General features: G+C 67.2%; 16 protein-coding genes and 2 pseudogenes. 7 read left to right on the top strand and 11 right to left on the bottom strand.

The genetic code is table 11. The annotated features are described in order from the left end of the window. Nucleotides 1-47 precede the first annotated feature (47 nt). Complete coding sequence (locus tag GJ633_RS03325; RefSeq protein WP_156587142.1) at nt 48-1,157, bottom strand: Xaa-Pro peptidase family protein; 1,110 nt, start codon at nt 1,155-1,157, stop codon at nt 48-50. A gap of 287 nt (nt 1,158-1,444) precedes the next feature. Here GJ633_RS03325 and GJ633_RS03320 point away from each other — a divergent pair, with 287 nt between their 5' ends. Continuing rightward, a complete protein-coding gene (locus GJ633_RS03320; protein WP_156587140.1) occupies nt 1,445-1,894 on the top strand; it encodes a universal stress protein in 450 nt (149 codons plus the stop codon). A 673-nt stretch (nt 1,895-2,567) separates the two neighbouring features. On the opposite strand, the gene GJ633_RS03315 is transcribed toward GJ633_RS03320, so the two are convergent. The 3 genes from GJ633_RS03315 to GJ633_RS03305 all read right to left on the bottom strand — a co-directional run bounded on the left by GJ633_RS03315 (nt 2,568) and on the right by GJ633_RS03305 (nt 6,126). Further along, nucleotides 2,568-4,766, bottom strand: a complete 2,199-nt coding sequence (locus GJ633_RS03315; RefSeq protein ID WP_156587138.1) for an amino acid transporter — start codon at nt 4,764-4,766, stop codon at nt 2,568-2,570. A gap of 389 nt (nt 4,767-5,155) precedes the next feature. Then, a complete protein-coding gene (locus GJ633_RS03310; protein ID WP_156587136.1) occupies nt 5,156-5,986 on the bottom strand; it encodes a Rho termination factor N-terminal domain-containing protein in 831 nt (276 codons plus the stop codon). Beyond that, a complete protein-coding gene (locus tag GJ633_RS03305) occupies nt 5,986-6,126 on the bottom strand; it encodes a hypothetical protein (RefSeq protein ID WP_197431212.1) in 141 nt (46 codons plus the stop codon). Before GJ633_RS03305 ends, GJ633_RS03310 begins: the two co-directional genes overlap by 1 nt. A gap of 135 nt (nt 6,127-6,261) precedes the next feature. Between GJ633_RS03305 and GJ633_RS03300 the strand changes: the two are divergent. From GJ633_RS03300 to GJ633_RS03280, 5 genes and pseudogenes are all read left to right on the top strand, one after another. Continuing rightward, a pseudogene (locus GJ633_RS03300) lies at nt 6,262-7,136 on the top strand (permease). 124 nt (nt 7,137-7,260) lie between these two features. After that, nucleotides 7,261-8,295, top strand: coding sequence for a hypothetical protein (locus GJ633_RS03295; RefSeq protein ID WP_156587131.1), 1,035 nt, complete (start codon nt 7,261-7,263; stop codon nt 8,293-8,295). A 224-nt stretch (nt 8,296-8,519) separates the two neighbouring features. Beyond that, nucleotides 8,520-9,710, top strand: coding sequence for a CARDB domain-containing protein (locus tag GJ633_RS03290; RefSeq protein ID WP_156587129.1), 1,191 nt, complete (start codon nt 8,520-8,522; stop codon nt 9,708-9,710). Beyond that, nucleotides 9,707-10,369: an ABC transporter ATP-binding protein gene (locus GJ633_RS03285; protein ID WP_156587127.1), complete on the top strand. Its 663-nt coding sequence runs from the start codon at nt 9,707-9,709 to the stop codon at nt 10,367-10,369. Before GJ633_RS03290 ends, GJ633_RS03285 begins: the two co-directional genes overlap by 4 nt. Nucleotides 10,370-10,450: 81 nt before the next feature. Next, complete coding sequence (locus tag GJ633_RS03280) at nt 10,451-11,557, top strand: ABC transporter permease (protein ID WP_156587158.1); 1,107 nt, start codon at nt 10,451-10,453, stop codon at nt 11,555-11,557. A gap of 216 nt (nt 11,558-11,773) precedes the next feature. On the opposite strand, the gene GJ633_RS03275 is transcribed toward GJ633_RS03280, so the two are convergent. The 5 genes from GJ633_RS03275 to GJ633_RS03260 form a co-directional block, all read right to left on the bottom strand. Beyond that, nucleotides 11,774-12,244: an NUDIX domain-containing protein gene (locus GJ633_RS03275; RefSeq protein WP_156587125.1), complete on the bottom strand. Its 471-nt coding sequence runs from the start codon at nt 12,242-12,244 to the stop codon at nt 11,774-11,776. After that, nucleotides 12,241-12,366, bottom strand: coding sequence for a hypothetical protein (locus GJ633_RS18075; RefSeq protein WP_255470505.1), 126 nt, complete (start codon nt 12,364-12,366; stop codon nt 12,241-12,243). The genes GJ633_RS03275 and GJ633_RS18075 overlap by 4 nt, the downstream gene beginning before the upstream one ends. 198 nt (nt 12,367-12,564) lie before the next feature. Continuing rightward, nucleotides 12,565-13,086, bottom strand: a complete 522-nt coding sequence (locus tag GJ633_RS03270) for a metal-dependent hydrolase (RefSeq protein ID WP_321168887.1) — start codon at nt 13,084-13,086, stop codon at nt 12,565-12,567. A 54-nt stretch (nt 13,087-13,140) separates the two neighbouring features. Then, nucleotides 13,141-14,112 carry a phosphoadenosine phosphosulfate reductase family protein gene (locus tag GJ633_RS03265; RefSeq protein ID WP_156587123.1) on the bottom strand — a complete coding sequence of 324 codons (972 nt, stop codon included), beginning with the start codon at nt 14,110-14,112 and terminating at the stop codon, nt 13,141-13,143. Between the two features lie 208 nt (nt 14,113-14,320). Further along, nucleotides 14,321-14,932: a hypothetical protein gene (locus GJ633_RS03260; RefSeq protein WP_156587121.1), complete on the bottom strand. Its 612-nt coding sequence runs from the start codon at nt 14,930-14,932 to the stop codon at nt 14,321-14,323. 226 nt (nt 14,933-15,158) lie between these two features. Between GJ633_RS03260 and GJ633_RS16950 the strand changes: the two genes are divergently transcribed. Beyond that, a complete protein-coding gene (locus GJ633_RS16950) occupies nt 15,159-15,308 on the top strand; it encodes a hypothetical protein (protein ID WP_197431211.1) in 150 nt (49 codons plus the stop codon). A 175-nt stretch (nt 15,309-15,483) separates the two neighbouring features. On the opposite strand, the gene GJ633_RS03255 is transcribed toward GJ633_RS16950, so the two are convergent. Then, nucleotides 15,484-16,623: an ABC transporter ATP-binding protein gene (locus GJ633_RS03255; RefSeq protein WP_394351119.1), complete on the bottom strand. Its 1,140-nt coding sequence runs from the start codon at nt 16,621-16,623 to the stop codon at nt 15,484-15,486. A 142-nt stretch (nt 16,624-16,765) separates the two neighbouring features. Continuing rightward, nucleotides 16,766-18,986: pseudogene (purL, locus tag GJ633_RS03250) on the bottom strand (phosphoribosylformylglycinamidine synthase subunit PurL). Nucleotides 18,987-19,244 lie beyond the last annotated feature (258 nt).

The following is a 19,244-nucleotide window of genomic DNA, read 5'->3' as shown; positions in this document are numbered from 1 at the left end:
CCTCACGCCGGGTAGTCCTCGAAACGCCAGCGATGGGCAGACGCCGACTACAGCGGGCGCCAGGTGCGGGGCGAATCGTTGAGCCGCTCCGCGCCGTCGTCGGTGACGACGACGAGGTCTTCGATCCGGACGCCCCACTCGCCGTCGAAGTACACGCCGGGCTCGATGCTGAACACCATGCCCGGTTCGAGTTCGGTGGGGACGCCCTCCGCGATAGAGAGGTCCTCGTGGGAGGCGAGCCCGACCCCGTGCCCCGTCCCGTGGGTGAACCGATCGGCGAGATCGCGCTCGGCGAGCGTCCCGCGGACGGCCGCGTCGACGTCGCCCGCCGTGACCCCCGGCTCGACCGCCTCCACGCCGGCGTCGAGCGCCGCGACCGTCGCCTCGTGTACCGCCTCGAACCCCTCGGGCGGGTCACCGTCGTAGACCACTACTCTCGTCTGGTCGCTCGCGTATCCGTCGAGGAAGCAACCGAAGTCGACGACGACCGGCTCTCCCGACCGAACGGTGCGGTCGCCGTGGCGGAGCGCCGCGTCCGCACCGTTGGGTCCGGCGCCGACCACGACGTCGAAGCTGACGCCCTTCGCGCCGCGGGCGTGGAGGCCCGCCCGGATCTCCGTGGCGAGTTCGGCCTCCGTCGTGCCGACCGCGTCGGCACCGAGCGCTCGCACCTCTTCGCTGACCGCGTCGGCGACCGCTGCCGATCGTTTCAGTGCCTCGATCTCCGCGTCGTCCTTTCGACGGCGTAGCGACGTGAACACCGGCTTCGCGGACCCGACGACGTCCGTCCCGAGTCGCTCGTAGAGGGGACCCGCAAGTGCGGCTACCGCGTCGTCGTCGAGCAGCACCGCCTCCGGTGACCGGGGGAGGAGCGATTCGATCGCGGCAGCCACCGCCTCCGGATCGTTGCCGTCGACCGAGTGAATCGACTCGACGTCGGCGTAGGCGTGTGCCTGCGACGCGTAGCCGTCAGGCGAGACGAGAACGGCCTCCCCGTCGGCCGGTAGATACAGGGCGTGGAATCGGTCGACGGGTTCCCCTCGAAACCCGGTGAAGTACTGCAGATTCGGTCCCGGATACGCGATCGCGGCGTCGGCCCCTCGTTCCTGGAGCCGAAGCCGCGCCCGTTCACGCCGCTGTTGGTAGGAGTGTTCCATACCGTCCAATCACGTACGCGATTAATAAATCCCCGCGGTGAATCGCCTCTCTTCGGGAGGTCTCAACGGCTATCTTCACAAATATTCGAGTTTCGTGGTGACCGACTTCCGGACCAACCACGATACAGACAAACTAAAGCGTTTTGTCGAGACGATTCCCAGGCTGCTCGACCTCACAAGCACCGTTCCCGGACGAGGGGCTATCGGTCGTTTTCGATCGCGCAGGTGATTATCGCAGCCTCGGAACCAAGGCGAAGCTACTTGTATCCTTAGTCGGATCTCCCCCTATGACGATACTCGCAGCCATCGACGAGAACGAGCGTTCCAAACAGACGATCGAGGTCGCCTACGACCTGGCCACGACGTACGACGACACGATGGTCGCCCTGCACGTCGTTCCGCAGGAGGACTACAAGGAACACCGGGATTCGGTCAGGAACATCCCCGAGTTCAGCGATTTCTCGCTCGGACAGGAAATGGAGAGCGCGGCGAACTTCGCCGAAAAGTTCGTCTCGCAGACCATCGACGACCTGGATCGGTCGCGGGTCAGGTTCGTGGGCCGTGTCGGCAACGTAACCGACGAGATCCTGAGCATCGCAGACGACATCGAGCCGCGATTTCTCGTCATCAGCGGTCAGCGTCGCTCGCCGACGGGGAAAGCGGTCTTCGGAAACACGGCCCAGCAGATCCTCTTGAACGCCGACTGTCCCGTGGTCTCGCGGCTCACCGACGACTAATCACGGCTGGACCGAGACGGGAACCGGTCGTTCGACCGCGATCGCGAGAGCGATCTCCGAAACCCCGAGCGACTACTGTCCGACGCAGTACGCGCCGGGCCCGTCGAGAGAGCCCGTCGTCGCGGTCGCTGTTCCGCCGTGATTGAAACGATCTGAGAGTTGTCTTGTTCTCCATTTCAGTTGAATTCTGATACGTTTGATATCGGTCCGGTGTCCGCGTGTTTCGTAGTTGAATCGTGGCCCGTGGCCGTGATACGCGTCTTGGAGCTTGCCCGCCACCGACGAGGCCGTGTGCGTCGTCGACGGGATGGTTCTCGCGGAGTTTGGCGAGAACCACCCTGTCGATCGTGAAACGTTTCGTCAGCTGGCCGAAACAAAACGGAACGTCGGTGAAAACGCCGGAAACACCCGGCTGACAGTATTGGGCATCGGATAGCGTCACGTCGGGGAGAACTGTCGTAGCGCCGCTGTGTGGATCCGGATGTGTCCGATTAGTCAATAGTGATCGACGCCAAATAATCTATATTCTGTATTGTATATATTGTTGATAAATATTCTCGATGCGCCGGATACCGGGCTTCGACCGAGAACCGTTCACCCGGGAATCACTCCCTGCATCGCGCTCGACTCGGATAGCGTCGCCGAGCGCGTACTCGATCGTGTACCCACCGACTCAGAACAGCTGCCGTTCGATCACTCGGCGGAGCCGTCCCGGCTGGCTCGCGCCGTAGACGACCAGCGTCCCGTGTTCCGTTTCGGCCGTCACTCGGTCCGAAACGTGGCCGAAGAGTCGGTCCGTGAGGTCGGGCTGGACGCCGCTGACGATGAGGACGTCGGCGTCGCCGGCGGCGAGTTCGATCGCGTCGTCGGTGTTCGCTTCGACGATTCGGGTCTCGACCGGCGCCTCACACAGCGCCGCCAGTTGGGAGAGGTAGTCGTCGGTGGTGTTCCGGTGGCTCTCGGGAGGGGCCGCGCCGACGGGGAAGTAGAACGTGATGGTCGCACCGACGGCGGTGGCGAGCGCGTCGGCCAACCAGACCTTCGCGGGGTCGAACGGTTCCCCGTCGGTAACGACGCCGATGTGCTCGACTTCGTCGTGATCGAGATTCGAGACTTCGATGACGTCACAGGGGGCGTGGGCTTCGATCCAGTCCGCGTCGCTCCCCAACAGCGTCTCCGACCCGGTCGATCGCTCGATGATCAGGGTATCCGCGTCGACCTCGGCGGCGTAGTTGACGATGGCGTGTCGGGTGTCGTGGCTGACGACCTCGCCGTATCGAATGGGTATCTCCGAGTCGGTCGCCCGGTCGGCCATTCTGACCTCGAACGCCTGGTCGGCTTCGGTGAGGGTCGACGCCGACTGCGGGAGCGGCGTCTGGTCGGGCGCCTCGTCGAACTGGGCGACCCGAACACCGCCCTCGCGGGTGTGCGCCAGGTCGGTGGCGAGGTCGATCAGCGACTGCTCGACGGCGGGCGACGTCCGGTCGGTGACTGCCACGAGGATCTCGTGGCTGTCGGTTTCGACCGCCGATTCGGTCTGTTCGACCACGTCTCGTCCGACGCTCCGGCGGAAGGCGTCAGTCATCGCGCCCTCGCGCTCGACGCCGCCCCGGCGATAGACGAAGAGGTAGTACCACGCCATCGAGCCCACGATTATGACGACGGCCCCGACCAGCGGGACGAATCCGATGTACCGCAGGAGGACGGCCCCGCCGACGATCCCGACCAGCTGGGGAACGGGGTACAGCGGGGACTCGAAGCTGGGGTCGTACGCCTCTATCGACCCCTGACGGAAGGCGATAAGCGCGACGTTGATCAGGATGAACACGAGGATCTTGAACGCGCTGGCGAGCTTGGCGATGTCGTCGATGGGGACGAACGCGATGAGGACGAGCAACACCCCGCCGGTGATCGTGATCGCGTTGACCGGCGTCTCGAACCGGTCGCTGACGTTCTCGAAGATGTCGGGCGCGAGTCCGTCGCGACTCATCGCGAAGGGGTACCGCGACGAGGAGAGAATGCCCGCGTTGGCGGTGCTGATCAGCGCGAGCAGCGCCGCGACGACGACGGCGGCGACGCCGATCGCGGGCAGCGCGTTGTCGGCGGCGACCTGCATCGGCGTCTCGGTGTCGGTCAGCGCGGCGCTCTCCGCGACGCCGACCATGACGGTCACGATGGCGACGTAGATCCCGGCGGTGATGACGAGCGACCCGAGGATGCCGAGCGGGAGGTTCCGGTCGGGGTTCTCGACCTCCTCGGCGACGCTGGCGATCTTCGTGACGCCGGCGTAGGAGACGAACACGAACCCGGTCGCCCCGAGGATCCCCTCGATCCCGCTGTCGAAGAAGCCCTCGAAGCGGGCGCTCTCGACACTCGGCGCGCCGGCGACGATGAACCAGACCATCACCGCCAGCATGACCGCGACGATGGCGATCTGCATCCGTCCGGTCTGTTTCGCGCCGACGACGTTCAAGACGATCAGCAGACCCGCGACCGTGAGCGCGACCGGAGTCACCGGCAGATCGAGCAGCAACACCAGGTACGGCGCCCCACCGACCAGCGCCAGCGCCCCCTTGAACGTCAGCGAGAACCACGTCCCGACGCCGGCGATGGTCCCGAACAGCGGGCCCATCGCCCGCTCGATGTACAGGTAGGTCCCCCCGGCCTCGGGCATCGCCGTCGCCATCTCGGACTTGCTCAGTGCGGCGGGCAAGACGAGGACGCCCGCGAGGAAGTACGCGAACACGACCGCCGGCCCCGCCATGTTCATCGCCAGTCCCGGCAGGATGAAGATGCCGCTGCCGACCATCGCGCCGATACTGATGGCGGTCACTGACGGGAGACCCAGGTCGCGCTCTAGTTGTTTCCCCATTACGCTGCGGAGGGCCCAGCGTTCCGAGTGCGTTCGATCGAGCTCCGAGAGAACACGCCGCCTACGATTGACCGGTCGTTCATGTGTGTTCGACGCTTCATGACGGTCCCCAATAAACGACGTGATAAGTTAAATTTTATAATTTATTTGAACACTCAACAATTCAATACCACGATCAATAACTATTCCTGCTCAATAAACCCACGCTCGATCGATCAACGTTCAGTGTGTCGGAGATCCGGGAGTTCGCGCGATCCGGGTAGCGCGATCGCCAGTCTCACGTGGCCGGACGGTACCTCCCGTGGAGCAGAGGAGTGACTCCTCTCTCCGGTCTACCGGTCGATCTCCCCCTCTCCTTCTCTTATCCGGGAGCCCAATTGTCCGAGAGCTCAGTAGTGTTTGAACAGCAGCGCGCGGACGTCGTCTTTGGTCCGCGCGGACTCGTGGGTCCCGTCCGGGAGTTCGACCTCGTAGCGCGCGTCTCCGTCGGACCGGCTCCACTTGTCGTCGTGGGTGTCGAGGAGGTGTAACATCGCATCCAACTGGGCGTCCCCATCCCCTTCGCCGGCTCCGTTCGCCGTGTCGGCCGCCGACGCGTCGCCGTTGCCCCCGTCGTCTTCACGGCCGTTCTCGTCTTCACGGACGTTCCCGTCGTCACGGCCGTCGTTCTTGCTCGTGGCTCCCGTCTCGTCCGGCTGCTCGGTCGATCCCGCGTCGGCGTCCGACACCGACCCGTCGCGTTCGGGCGGGAACGGAACGTCCACCGGCGCAAACGGGTCCGTGTATCGCTCTCGGGTCTCGGCCAGTATCGCGTCGATCAGCTCGTCTTTCGTCATCTCGCTGCGCCCCGTGACGTCGTACTCGGCGGCGATCGTGTACAGGTCCATCTCGTCGTCGCCGCCCTCACGGTTCCGTTCCCGGAGCACTGCTTCGAGGCTGTCGCGGGGGAACCCGTCGCCCGGGCCGTCGACGTCGGTCCGTTCCGACGGGCGCGGTGCGTCTGCGCCTCGGTCGTCGACCGTCCCGTCGTCGACGGAGGCGCTCCGGTCGTCGACCGGGATTCGGTAGGGATCTTCGACGCTGGCCGCGAGGTCCAAAAGGAACGCGATGGCGTCCGTGCTCGTCACGGAGGCGTACTCGCCGGCGTACTCGTCCGCGAGCGCCGCCGACAGCTCCTCGAGGCGGTCGAATTCGTCCGTCGGAATGTCTATCTGAGGCATCACTCACTCTCGAAGCGTCGCATGGCTTCTTCCCACGTCTCGATGCGCTTCGGCTCGCCCGTGTGGTCGGCCTCCACTCCGACGTAGCCGCACGCCTCACACTCGAAGGCGGTCGCTTCGCCGAGGGTGAACGCGGTCAACTCCACAGCGCACCGCGGGCAGTCCGAAACCACTGGTCGTCGCTTGTGAATCGACGCCGAACGACTAAAGTACGGCGGTCGTTCACCCCCGCGATTCGGGAGAACAGTCATTACGATGGACGAATATCTCGACCCATGAGCGACCCGGAGCACGCCAACGCCCTCCTCGCGTACTATCGGCAGTACGTCGGGGACCCGGAGCGGACCGTGGACGTCTACCTCGGCTTCGGCCTCTTTTTCGCCGGGCTGGGACTCGCCGTGGCGGGTATCGCCGCGTACATCTACAGCGCGACGTTCCCGCCGGGGTCGATGTCGATGTACACGGTCCGGGAGGTCGCCGGCGTCGCCGGCGCCGTGGGACTGCCCGTTCTCCTGTTCGGCGTCGTGGTCCTCCTTCCGGTCGACAGACGGATGCTGTACGTCGCCGTGGCGGGGACCGTCGTCTGTCTCGTGGCGACGGGTCTGTTCGCGTGGGCGTACCCGTACAACTGGAACGTGATCAACTCGACCGACTACAGCGCGCAGGGGGTCGCCGTCTACAGCGTCGGCATCGTGCTCGTCATCGCGGCGACGGGCGCGGCCCTCGTCGCCCACCGCGTCGAGCGGGCGACGGCCGAGGCGGGATCCGACGCCGAGGAGGCGACGGCCGAGGCCTCGACGGTGACCGACGCGGACGTCAAGCCGACATCGACCGCGAGTTGGCGGACGCGGAGCTGTCGTGGGGCGGTGTCGAACGAACGGAGACTCGTCGCCTCAATCTCGATACGAGCGCCGTCGACGACGTCGATCGCGACACGCTCGCCGGGACGGCGACCGAGACGCGCACGGAGTCGAGCACGGTCGACGACGCCGTCGGCCAGCTCAAAGGACTCCAGGGCGGGGACGCCGAGACGGCCAGCGGGGAGAGCACCGACGACCAGGCCGCCGCGCTCCGGGAGCTCCGCCAGCAGCAACGGGAGTCGGACGAGGAGGATTCGTCGCTCCTCGATCGGGTTCGCGGGCTGTTCTGACGGGAGGACCCGATTCGCGGCGCGACCCGAATCTTCGGTCGTGACGCGCTGGGTGTGTCTTTTTTCGGTTGCGATCTGTGCACTCGCCGCAAAGATTTATGCTGGACGGGTGAAATCCCCAGACATGGCTAAAGGCCTAGACGTCGGCACGATGAACATCCTCTCGGCTCGACAGGACGGCTCCGAGACCGTCTTCGTGCAACAGCGGAACTCGTTCGTCGAGATCGAGTACAGCGACATGGCCGAACAGATGCTCTCGCGGAGCGAGGTCCTCCACATCCAGAAGGACGACAAGGTGTACGTCGTCGGCGACGACGCGCTGAACTTCGCGAACATCTTCAACGAGGAGACGCGCCGGCCGATGCAACACGGGATCCTCTCCAGCGAGGAGTCGTCCGCGATCCCGATGATCAAACTGATCACCGAGCAGGTCGTCGGCGAGCCGGCGCGGCGGAACGAGCGGCTGTTCTACTCGAGCCCCGCGGACCCGATCGACTCGGACCTCTCGACGCTCTACCACGAGAAGACGCTCGAGTCGATGCTGGGTGACATGGGCTACGATCCGGAGCCGATCAACGAGGGGATGGCGGTCATCTACTCCGAGCTGGCCGACAACAACTTCACCGGGCTCGGGATCAGCTTCGGGGCCGGGATGACGAACGTCTGTCTGGCGTACTACGCCGTGCCCGTGATGAAGTTCTCGATCGCCCGCGGCGGCGACTGGATCGACGAACAGACCGCCCAGGCGACGGGGACCCCCGTCGACAAGGTCACGAGCATCAAAGAGGACGACTTCAAGCTCGACTTCCGAACCGACGTCGGCGGCGTCGAAGGCGCGCTCGCGATCTACTACGAGAATCTCCTCGATTACGTCATCGAACACATCACGCGTGAGGTGGACGAAGAAGACGTCGAGGAGGGCCTCGACGTGCCCGTCGTCGTCACCGGTGGCACGTCGAGTCCGGTCGGGTTCGAGGACCTGTTCGCGGACCACCTCAAAGACGCGACCATCCCCTTCTCGATCAGCGACGTCCGGTCGGCCGCCGAACCGATGTACAGCGTCGCGAGCGGGGCGCTCGTCGCCGCCCGGTCCGAAGAAGGCGAAGACGACGGGTCGGCGGAGGCGACCGCAGCCGAGCCGGAGGCCGCGGAGGACTGAGCGTCCGAGCCCCGGCCCCTCGCGGTCGCTGAAGCGCCGAACGCTGCGCGTTCCCGTCTTGTGACGTCCCCTCCACGAGTTTGACCCCGAGGTTATTCACGTGCGGGCCTCTTCGAAGCGGACGTGCAGACGCGATACCCCCTCCAACAGAGTGGACAGCCCTCCGCTGGCCGACACACGTCCCCGCCGTTGCGTCGATCCCTCCGTAGACGGGTGGTACGTGTATGAGGACCCCGCGACTGGCCCCGACCGTCCTCGCGATACTCATGCTCGCGAGCGCGACGGTCGGGGGTGCGACGCTGGTTTCCGCGCAGGGACAGGCGGTCGTCGTGTCGGGAGTGACGGTGTCGCCGGAGGACCCGACCGTCGGCGAGACGGTGACGATCGAAGTCACGGTGTCGAATCAGGCGGGCAGCGACAGGATCGTCGACGTCTCGAGTGTCATGATACGCGATACCGAGGACCACTACGGGCGCGCCGAGGATCTCGGATCCATCGCTCCCGGCGGCAGCCTGACGGTCCCGATCACGACGACGTTCGAGGAAGCGGGTGAGAAACACCTCAAAGCCCACGTTTCCGCCGAGCCGCAGCCCAGCCGCAATCGGTCTTCCGTCCTCCGTCCGTACTACCGTCCGATCACGATCGACGTCGAGGAGCCCGACGTCGAGGGCGGCCTCTCCGCGACCACGAACGCCTCGGGAGAGACTACGGCCACGCTCACGAACTACGGGAACGTCGACCTGACCGACCCAGCGATACGCGCCTCGACGGACGGCGAGCGACGTGCTCGCAAGGACACCTTCGACGTCGCCCCTGACGAGAGCGCGTCGGCCACGTTCGACACCGAGAACTACGATTCGGACACCGTCACGTTCACCGCGACGTACGCCGCCCGCGGCGAGCGCCACGAGGTCACCCGCACGGTTCGTCTCGACCGACGCGTCGCCGGCGAGGTACGGCTGACCAGCCTCGAGGTGACGGGAAGCGGCGCGGTCACGTCGATCGACGGCGAGGCGGCGAATATCGGCGGCACCGACGTCGACTCGGTCCTCGTCAGCATCCCGGACGCGGACGGCGTCTCGCCCGCGGGCGGCTCCGGCGAGTACTTCGTCGGCTCCGTCGACGCCAGCGAGTTCGCCACGTTCGAACTCACGGCGTCCGTCGAGAACGGGACGAGCGCGATCCCGATCGAGATCGCCTACATCGTCGACAACGAGCGCGTCACGACGACCCAGACGCTCGACGTCTCGTCGGTCGACGCCGCGGGCGCGGCGAGTCAGGCATCGCCGGCGGCAACGTCCGGGAGTAGTGGCGGTCCGGGCGCCCCGGGGCTTCCCGTCGTTCCGATCGTCGTCGGATTGCTCGTCGTCGTCGGTATCGGCGGTGCCGTCTACTACCTCTGGAACCGCGGATGAGCGTCATCCAACTCGAGGACGTGGTCAAACGCTACGACAGCGGGGCCGAGACGATCGAGGCGCTGAAAGCCGTCGACTTCCGCGCCGAGCGCGGCGAGATGGTCGTCGTTACCGGGCCGTCCGGGAGCGGGAAGAGCACGATGCTCAACCTGATCGGGCTCCTCGACACTCCGACGGCGGGCACCGTTCGCCTCGACGGGCGAAACGTCACTGACTTCGACGAGGACGAACGGACCGAAGAGCGCCGATCGCAGCTCGGGTTCGTCTTCCAGGACTTCCACCTGCTACCGATGCTCACCGCCGCCGAGAACGTCGAGCTGCCGTCGATGTGGGACACCGACGTCGACCGCCGCGACCGCGCCGTCGACCTGTTAGGGCGGGTCGGGCTGAGTGACCGGCTCACCCACACGCCCGACGAGCTCTCCGGCGGGCAGAAACAGCGGGTCGCCATCGCGCGCTCGCTCATCAACGAGCCCGACATCCTCCTCGCGGACGAACCGACGGGCAACCTCGATCAGGAGACCGGCGGAACGGTGCTCGACGAGATCGCCCGACTCAAAGCGGCGGAGAACATCGCCGTCGTGGCGATCACCCACGACGAACAGCTGGTGCAGTACGCGGATCGCGTGGTCCGACTCGTCGACGGGGTGGTCCAGTGATGAACGAGGTGAGTCGGTGATGGACGGGGTGGTCCAGTGACGGGCGCCACGTCGATCCTCCGACGGGTTCCGAGCGTGCTCATGGCGTGGCGGAACCTCGGCCGGAATCGGGTGCGAACCGCCCTCGCGATGCTCGGCGTCGTCATCGGCGTGATGGCGATCGCTTCGCTCGGCATGGCCGGGGTGGCCCTCGAACATCAGGCGACGTCGAACCTCGGCGACCTCACGAACGAGGTGAGCGTCTCTCCGGGCGAGGATATCGAGACCGACGGGGTCACCGACGACCAGGTGGAGACGATCCGGGACGTCGCCCCCGCCACGACCGTTATTCCACAGAAGACGAACGGCACCGAACTCACCGCTCGAAACGGCGAATCGGCGTACGTGCAGGTGACGGGCGTGACGAACGCGGCCCCGCTGTACGATATCGCCGCCGGCGACGAGCCCACGCGTCTCGAAACGGGGGCGCTCATCTCGGAGAGCACCGCGCAGACGCTCGACCTCGAGATGGGTGACCCCGTCGAATACGAGGGACAGATCTACCGCATCCGCGGCTTCATCGCCGCCGAGAGTGGATTCGGTCCGAGTGGCGGCGGTGAGCTCGTCCTGCCGGTCTCCGCGCTCCGCGAACAGGAGTACTACGACTCCGTCACAGTCGTCACCGAAGACGGCGACACCGCGACCGCGACCGCGAACACGATCGAGGAGCACTTCAACGACGAAGACGACGAGATCCTGAGCGTCACCAGCTTCGCGAGCGTCCAGGAGAACATCTCTTCGTTCACCGACACGCTCGAACTCGCGCTGCTCGGTATCGGATCCATCTCGCTTTTCGTCGCGAGCGTCGCCATCCTGAACGTGATGCTGATGAGCACGATCGAACGCCGCGGCGAGATCGGGGTGTTACGCGCCGTCGGCGTGCGGCGCGGGGAAGTGCTGCGGATGATACTCACCGAGGCGGCGTTCCTGGGCGGTGTCGGCGGCGTCTTCGGCGCCGTGGGTTCGCTCGCCGTCGGACTGGTGCTCTTCCACGTCATCACCGGGGACGCGGCGCTCGCGCTGGCGTGGTCGAGTTCCCGGTACCTCCTCTACGGGGTCGTGTTCGCGCTCGTTGCGAGCGTCCTCAGCGGCATCTACCCCGCATGGAAGGCCGCGAACGAGTCGCCGGTGGAAGCGCTTCGGGGGTGATCGGCGCGTCCACCCCCCGTCGACACCATCTCCGTCGAACCATCGACATCGGACTCGTCGACGCCGGTCTCGTCGACGTCGGCCTCGTCGACAGCGGCTCGTCGATCACTTGGTATCGATCGAACCGACGTAGACGAGACGTGGCCGACATCGCGGTGTCTCCGGACGCACTTCACCGCGAGCGTTCGTCGCCGAGAACGTCGATAACGGTCCCGACTACAGTTGTGACCCGTCGCTTCGCTCTCGCCGTCCCGACGCGAGGCCGGTCGAGTCGGTTTCGAGCGATCGTTGATGCCGCGTCACCGCAGCCTCGACGGCCGCGGTCTGTGGATCGCTGAGTCGGGAGCCGACCGCGGCGATCGGTCGCCAGTCGGCGTCGTCGTGTTCGGCCGACAGCGACACCCTCCGGTGGGGCCCGCGGCAGTAGTAGTACGCCGCGAACCGTCCGTTCCCCTCGTCGTTCACCCACGCGACCGTGTGTACCGGGTCGACGACCTCCGGTTCGAGCGACGTCTCCTCGCGGAGTTCGCGCACGAGTCCGTCGACGGCGTCCTCGCCGCGATCGAGCCGCCCGCCCGGGAGCTCCCACCCGCCGTCGGTCGCCCGCTTGACGACCAGCACGTGTTCGTCCGGCGTGACGACGACGCCGCGCTGGGTGATCGTCGCGCGCAGCGGGGTTTCGGTCATTGGCGTGAACGCAGCTTCGAGCCGTCCGAACGTGTCTCCCGGGCACCGCGTTCGATGGCGGCCGGTGACACGCCTCCGTGCGACACGCTGCCTCCCGTGCCGTCGATCTCGACGAGGCCCATACGTATGGCTCTTCGACCCGGCGTATTAATGTTATCCCACGTGTATGTCCGGACGGTCGGTCGCTCTCGATCAGTTCGCTCTCGATCGGCTCGCTCGACGCATCCGACTCGCGAGACGTCGCGAGACGTCGCGGTGGCGGACCGGCGTCGACCGACGAAACGCGACGCCGGGCTCCCCGCGACGACGCGGCCGATCGGCTACGAACGGCCACCCCGGAGATGGTCGTCGACGTCTACGTACAGGTAGTACGCGCTGATCGCGAGCACGACCGCCGCGAACGCCGTCCACAGGTGGACGTTGATCGACCCCTCACCGGCCCAGTGCGGGACCATCGGTCGCTGGATCACCGGACGCAGCGGCCACAACATGTCGGACGGCACGGTCGGATCGGACGACAGCAGCGCTCGTCGATTGTCGGCGACGATGTGCGAGAGGTGCGCGAACGCGAACGCGCCGGCGGGGCGGGGTCGCTCCGTCTTCCGGCCGTACAGCCCGACGAGACACAGGAACGGGACCGCAATCGGCAGCGAGTGCATGAACACGCGGCCGTTCGGGAGCAGCTGGAACTGGTGTGCGAGTGGCTTGTCGATCAGGTCCGGGAACTGACTCCCCACGAAGACGATCGCGACGAGCTGGAGCGTCGGGAGCCGCCGGTCGCGGACGAGCACGTAGCCGACGACGGGCAACAGCGCGACGATGAAGTGTTCGATCGGGAGCACTACTGTGGGGTGTCAAGCGGGGAACGCCCGTGGTCGTCGCGCTCGTCGGGGAGTTTACATGTAGCCGAGGTCGCGGAGTCGTTCCATGAGGTCTTCTTTGTCTTGGGCGCGGCCGGCGCGTTCGGTGGTGTTTTCGAGGTTTTGGAGCCAGGCGGGTTCTTCGGTGGTTTTGTCGGTGGAGACTTCGCTGCCGAGCGAGCGGAAGCCGGCGAAGTACTTGGGTGAGATGGGGACGTCTTGTTGGGTGACGCCGTCGGGGAGGTCGTCGTCGGCCTGGGGGACGTAGCCGTCGTCGGGGAAGGCTTCGACCGTGTCGGGGACGACGTAGTTCCAGAACGCGTTCCAGACGTCGCGTTCGCGGAACTGGAGGATGGGTTGGATCCGGTCGTGTGGGGGGAACAGATCCGGGTCGTGCCGCGGCGAGAAGAACGTTTCGTCCGCGCGGGCTTCCTGTTCGTCCCAGCGGACGCCGGAGATGACGCCGTCGATGTCGTGGGTTTCGAGTGCGTCGTTGAGCGCGACCGTTTTCAACAGGTGGTTGCCGACGTAGGTGTCGAGCAGGAACGGGAACGTGTCCTCGTCGTACTCTAAGATGTTGCGGACGTGGTGTTGGTTGTGTTCGGAGAGGGCGTCGACGGGGATGTCGTCGCCGGGTTCGAGGTCGTGTTCGTCGACGTAGGCGCCGACGTCGTCATTGCGGGCGTACACGACGTCGATGTCCCACTCGTCGGCCCAGCGGTCGACGAAGTCGGTGATCGACTCGAAGTGCTGGAAGTGGTCGATGAACACCGCGGTGGGCTTGTCGTAGTCGAACTGTTCGGCGACCTGATTGATGAAGTAGAGGGTGAGCGTGGAGTCTTTGCCGCCGGTCCACATCACGGCGGGGTTGTCGTACTGTTCGAGGCCGCGGCGGGTGACCTCGATCGCCTTTTCGATTTTGTGTTGTAACGACGGGTACTCCTCGGGGTCCTCACCCTCGCCGTCGGTGTAATCGACGTCCACGCTCGCCGGGAACTCGGGAGGCATGTGGGTGAACCTGTCGCTATATCAAAAAGAATCTTGCCTTCTGGCGTCCGTGTCGGCGTCGTCAAACGGCGTCAGCCGGCTGTGGACGAAACACCAGGTACGGGCGCATGCGAGTGGGCGACTATCGAACGGCCACGCGAGCGACTCGTCTACCAGGTCCGAAAACTGCGTTCCGACGACCAGCGCGTCGATACCGATCGGTCCCCGGTCACAGCGGCCGCCAGTCGGTCTCTTCTGGATCGCGGACGCGGTACTCACAGCCCTCGCCGTCGTCGGGGCGCCGCGTCTCGACGACCGCGTCGAACAGCGGCACGAACTGCTCGACGGTCTGCTCGTCGTGTGCGCCGGCGTCGATCGCGGCGACGACCGGCCATCCCACTCCCGTCGCCTGCTGGACCAGCAGGTGTGCGAACTGGTACACGTCGGTCCGGTCTGCGTACTGCAGGAGCGGCGACAGCGTCGAGATCCCGGCCGCGAGCGGTTCGTCGCCCCGCCGATCGACCACCTGGGTGAACTTCGTCCCGATCGAGGTGAGGTTGCTCGGGTGCTGGGCGTACACCGTCCGCGGACCGTCCGACGGCGACTTCCCGAGCGCGCGCGTCAGGCAGTCGACGACCACGAGATCGTCCGTCTCGGCGGGGTCGGCCGCGGTCTGGTGGCGGTGTGCGTCTCGAAAGGGCTCGGCGGGCTGACGGGTCGCCACCGCGACCGTCCCGGCGCCGCGATCGCGGAGCAGCCGGTGGAAACACCGCCGCCCGCCCGCCAGCGAGGGCCCCGCGACGAGCACCGTCTCGGCGTCCACTTCCAGCACGTCTCTCACTGCCGAGGGATCGTCTAACCGACGGATAAGTGTTGGCGTATCGAAACGAGTTGCCGACAATTGGTGGCGTCGCTGCGGCGAGACCGTGACGATCCGCGGCGCGACGACGGTGAGGGACGACGACTGGCGGCGTGACGCGTTCGCGCACGCCGGGGCGACACCGTCGGGCACGAGGACGCGACGCGTTCGGACGCGTTTATATATCTCGCACGCCCAATCGACGAGTATGGACGACCACTCTCACGACACCGACCCGGACACACGTGTGACAGCCCCCATGCAGGCGTTCGGGAGCCGCGAGGTCGGCATCGGCGCGGCCGTGCTCCTCGTCGGTCTGCTGATCGCCTACGTGATCCCGTTCCTCTTCACCTTCTGACGGACCGGATCGTTTCCGAGCGCCTCCCGTTCTCTCCGCGAGCGGCAGCTGGAGGCAGGTGGTGGCCCGAGATGCGGTCTCTGGCCCGGGACATGGGCCACGGCGCCGGCGGCGCGGGATGGGAAATCGACGGCGCGAGGCGAGAAACCGACGGGAGAGCGGGCCTTTCCCGTACTCACCGCGGGTACCACGCCAGCGGGTGGTCGGCGGTGAGCTCGACGGCGACGGGCTGGTCGAGGTCGAACTCCTCGACGTGGTTGTGCTGGCAGTGGACGACGTCGCCGGAGTCGAGTTCTACTCGATAGACGAAGGAGGGACCGACGTACTGCCGAGAGACGATCACGCCGTCGGCCATGTCGGCGCTCGCAGGTGTCGCGCTGAGGTCGTCGGGACGGACGAGCACGTCGACGGGTGCCCCGTCGTAGACGGTGTCGTACCCCTCCAGCGTCACGGCGTCGAAGCGGCCGATCTCCGTCTCGAGTTCTCCCTCGCGGAGGTGCCCGCGGAGGAACGACGCCCGCCCGAGGAACGAGGCGACGAACTTCGACTCGGGGCGCTCGAACACCTCTTCCGGGCGACCGACCTGCTCGATCTGGCCGTCGTTCATCACGGCGACCCGATCGGAGATGGAGAGCGCCTCCTCCTGGTCGTGGGTGACGGAGACGGCGGTCACGCCGGCGGCTTTCAGGATCCGGCGGACCTCCTCGCGCATCTCGACGCGGAGCCGCACGTCGAGGTTCGAGAACGGCTCGTCGAGCAGGAGCACGTCGGGCTCCGGCGCGAGCGAGCGCGCGAGCGCCACCCGCTGTTTCTGCCCGCCGGAGAGCTGGTCGGGGGTCTTCTCGCCGTGGTCGGGCATGTCGACCAGCTCGAGCAGTTCGTCGACGCGCGCCGCGGTCTCCTCGGCGTCCGCGTCGTCGAGCCCGAACGCGATGTTCTCGCGGACGGTCAAGTGCGGGAACAGCGCGAAGTTCTGAAAGACGATGCCGACGTCGCGCTGCTCGGGCGGTACGAACGTCCCCTCGCCAGCAACGGGCTCGCCCCCGATGGTGATCGTTCCCTCGGTCGGCTCCTCCAGCCCGGCGACGGTCCGGAGCGTCGTGGTCTTCCCGCAGCCGGACGGCCCGAGGAACGTGAGTAGTTCGCCGGACCGGACGTCCAGCGACACGCCGTCGACCGCGGTCTCGGCGGCGTACTCCTTCGTGACGCTCGCGAGCGAGAGAACCGCGGCGGTGGTTCGGTTCGGCGAGGCGCTCCGGTCGGACGTCGACGACGCCGTCTGTTCGTCCGAACGCGTCGTGCCGACTGGTTCCATGGAGGCCATCGATGAGATCGGGCGCCGGTGCCCCCGGCGTCCCGTGTGTGCCTCCACATATTTTAGGAAAGCCTAAAAACGTATCGCTCACTCCCGCGCGGCGAGGGGTGTTCGCAGGCTCGTGGGGCGTCGCGTCCGTGGGTCAGGCGAGTTCGCGGTCGATGGTATCGCGGGCCTCGCGGACCGCGTCGGCGCCGAGCTCGACCGACTCGTCGCCGACCGACAGCGAGAGCGTCCCGTCGGTCGTCACGTCGCCGAGCCGGAACACGGGGAGCGTGTCGGCGAGTCGGCGACCGCGTCGGGGTCGGTGGTCTGGACGACGAGGCGGCCCGGCGTCTCCTCGAAGGCCGCGACGCGGTCGGGCAGCGCCACGTCCGCGCCGGCGTCGTCGGTGACCAGTTCCGCGAGCGCGACCGCGAGCCCGCCGTCGCTCACGTCGTGGGTCGCGAGCGTCGACTCGTGGCGGGCGACCGCCGCGAGCGACGTGACGATATCGGCGAGCCCGTCGCCGGGAAGCGTCGGAAATCGGTCCGTCCCGCCGATCTGCGCCAGATACTCGGAACCGCCGAGCGCGTCGCCGCCGGCGCCGACGAGCAGGAGCGCGGCGTCGGCGGGCGCGCTCGGTCGAGGGCCGCCGGCGGCGCGTCGTATCCCCGTTTCGTCCCGAGCAGCGCCAGCGTCGGCGTGGGCGGGATCGGCCCCTCGACGCTGTCGTTGTACAGCGAGACGTTGCCCCCGACGACCGGCGCGTCGAGGTCGGCACAGGCGTCCGCGAGCCCGTCGACGATCCCCTTGAACCCGCCGTACACGTCGGGCTTCTCCGGGTTGCCGCCGTTGAGACAGTCGACCGCGGCGAGCGGAACCGCCCCCTTCGCGGCGAGGTTGGTCGCGTTCTCCAGCGCGACCGCGCGGGCGCCCTCGTAGGGCGCGGCCGCGGTCCAGTTCGGGTTCGCGCCGGACGAGAGCGCGAGGCCGACGCCGTCGCCGTCGGCGGCGGTCGCATCGTCTTCCTCCGTCTCCCGGATCGCCACGATCGCGGCGTCGTCACCGGGCTTCATCGCGGTGCGGGCGCCGACCTCGTGGTCGTACTGGCGGTACACCCACCGCTTGCTCGCGGTGGAGGGGGCGGCCAGCACCGACTCGACCGCCTCGCCGAGCGGGGGCTCGGTCTCGGGGCGGTCGCGGTCCGGCTGCGTCGGCGGCTCGCTCGCGAGGTCGTTCATCGGCGCGCCGTCGGCAAGGAATTCGGCGTCGACGTCGACGGCGACGTCGCGGTCCCCGTCGCCCGCGAACTCGCAGACGTAGTTGCCGTCGGTCACCTCGCCGATGACCGAGCAGCCGAGGCCGAACCGGTCGGCGAGTTCCTCGACGCGCTCGACGTTCTCGGGGGCGACCTCGTAGCACATCCGCTCCTGGCTCTCGGCCAACAGGATCTCGGTCGCGTTCATGTTCGGCTCGCGCTGGTGGACGGCGTCGAGGTCGATCCGGGCGCCGAGTCCGCCCTTCGCGACGAGCTCGGAGGAGGCGCCGCCGAGCCCGGCCGCGCCGAGGTCGCGGGCGGACAGGACCAAATCCTCGTCGACGAGCGCCTCGTTGCACTCGATCAGCCGCTTTTCCGCGTAGGGGTCGCCGACCTGCACCGCGGGACGGTCCTCGGTCTCGGCGTCCTCGCCGAGGTCCTCGCTCGCGAAGGAGGCGCCGCCGAGCCCGTCACGGCCGGTGCCGTTGCCGACGAGCACCAGCTTGTTGCCGGGCTCCTGGGCGGTGGCCGTGACGAGCCGCGCTTCGTTCGTGAGCCCGACGCAGGCGACGTTGACGAGGGGGTTGCCCTCGTAGCCGCCGTGGAAGGCAACGCTGCCGCCCACCGTGGGGACGCCGATGCAGTTGCCGTAGTGGGAGATCCCCTCGACGACGCCCTCGAAGAGGTACCGCGAGCGCTCGCGGTCGAAGCCGCCGAAGTACAGCGAGTCGAGCAGCGCGATCGGGTACGCGCCCATGCTCATCGTGTCGCGGACGATACCGCCGACGCCGGTCGCCGCGCCGTCGAACGGGTCGACGTAGGAGGGGTGGTTGTGGCTCTCGACCCCGAAGGTGACGTACGTGTCGCCGTAATCGTCGGGGTCCCGCTCGGCCGGGTGGACGTCGGCGGCGTCGGGCTCGGGGAGCGCGAGGACCGCCGCGTCGTCGCCCGGGCCGACGACGACCTGGTCCCCCTCGCTCGCGAACGCCGAGAGCAGCGGGCGCGAGGAGCGGTACGCGCAGTGCTCGCTCCAGAGGTTCTCGAACAGCGCGGCCTCGGCCGTCGTGGGCTCTCGACCGAGCTCGGCGGTCACGAGTTCGCGGTCCGGTTCGGACAGACTCATTCACTTACGTGGTTATCGAGCCGAGTCTAATGCTTTTCTATGTGCACGTTCGTGTGTGTCACCGCAACCTCGGCGTCGCTCCGGCCCGGTGAGAGACACGGTGCGTGAGGGACGCGGTGCGTGAGAGACGCGTGATCGACTCAGCGAAAACCGATGGGGGATGAAAACAATAGGGGGTGTGCGGTGGCGTGCGCCTGCGAGCGCCCGACGGGCGCGAGCAGCCCGCACGAGGGAGTCGAACCGGCGCGTCGACGCGCC

This window comes from Halorubrum sp. CBA1125 (assembly GCF_009742825.1).
Classification (GTDB): domain Archaea; phylum Halobacteriota; class Halobacteria; order Halobacteriales; family Haloferacaceae; genus Halorubrum.
Note: the sequence above shows the minus strand (reverse complement) of the source record. Positions and strands in the feature narration are given on the sequence as shown.

What these genes read in the sequence shown, in the direction of transcription:
- GJ633_RS03275 (WP_156587125.1), bottom strand. Translation starts at nt 12,244, where the DNA reads ATGACCGAAACCCCGCTGCGCGCGACGATCACCCAGCGCGGCGTCGTC.
- GJ633_RS03255 (WP_394351119.1), bottom strand. Translation starts at nt 16,623, where the DNA reads ATGGAACCAGTCGGCACGACGCGTTCGGACGAACAGACGGCGTCGTCG.
- GJ633_RS03315 (WP_156587138.1), bottom strand. Translation starts at nt 4,766, where the DNA reads ATGGGGAAACAACTAGAGCGCGACCTGGGTCTCCCGTCAGTGACCGCC.
- GJ633_RS03325 (WP_156587142.1), bottom strand. Translation starts at nt 1,157, where the DNA reads ATGGAACACTCCTACCAACAGCGGCGTGAACGGGCGCGGCTTCGGCTC.
- GJ633_RS03280 (WP_156587158.1), top strand. Translation starts at nt 10,451, where the DNA reads ATGGCGTGGCGGAACCTCGGCCGGAATCGGGTGCGAACCGCCCTCGCG.
- GJ633_RS03310 (WP_156587136.1), bottom strand. Translation starts at nt 5,986, where the DNA reads ATGCCTCAGATAGACATTCCGACGGACGAATTCGACCGCCTCGAGGAG.
- GJ633_RS03290 (WP_156587129.1), top strand. Translation starts at nt 8,520, where the DNA reads ATGAGGACCCCGCGACTGGCCCCGACCGTCCTCGCGATACTCATGCTC.
- GJ633_RS03295 (WP_156587131.1), top strand. Translation starts at nt 7,261, where the DNA reads ATGGCTAAAGGCCTAGACGTCGGCACGATGAACATCCTCTCGGCTCGA.
- GJ633_RS18075 (WP_255470505.1), bottom strand. Translation starts at nt 12,366, where the DNA reads ATGGGCCTCGTCGAGATCGACGGCACGGGAGGCAGCGTGTCGCACGGA.
- GJ633_RS03265 (WP_156587123.1), bottom strand. Translation starts at nt 14,112, where the DNA reads ATGCCTCCCGAGTTCCCGGCGAGCGTGGACGTCGATTACACCGACGGC.
- GJ633_RS03320 (WP_156587140.1), top strand. Translation starts at nt 1,445, where the DNA reads ATGACGATACTCGCAGCCATCGACGAGAACGAGCGTTCCAAACAGACG.
- GJ633_RS03285 (WP_156587127.1), top strand. Translation starts at nt 9,707, where the DNA reads ATGAGCGTCATCCAACTCGAGGACGTGGTCAAACGCTACGACAGCGGG.
- GJ633_RS16950 (WP_197431211.1), top strand. Translation starts at nt 15,159, where the DNA reads ATGGACGACCACTCTCACGACACCGACCCGGACACACGTGTGACAGCC.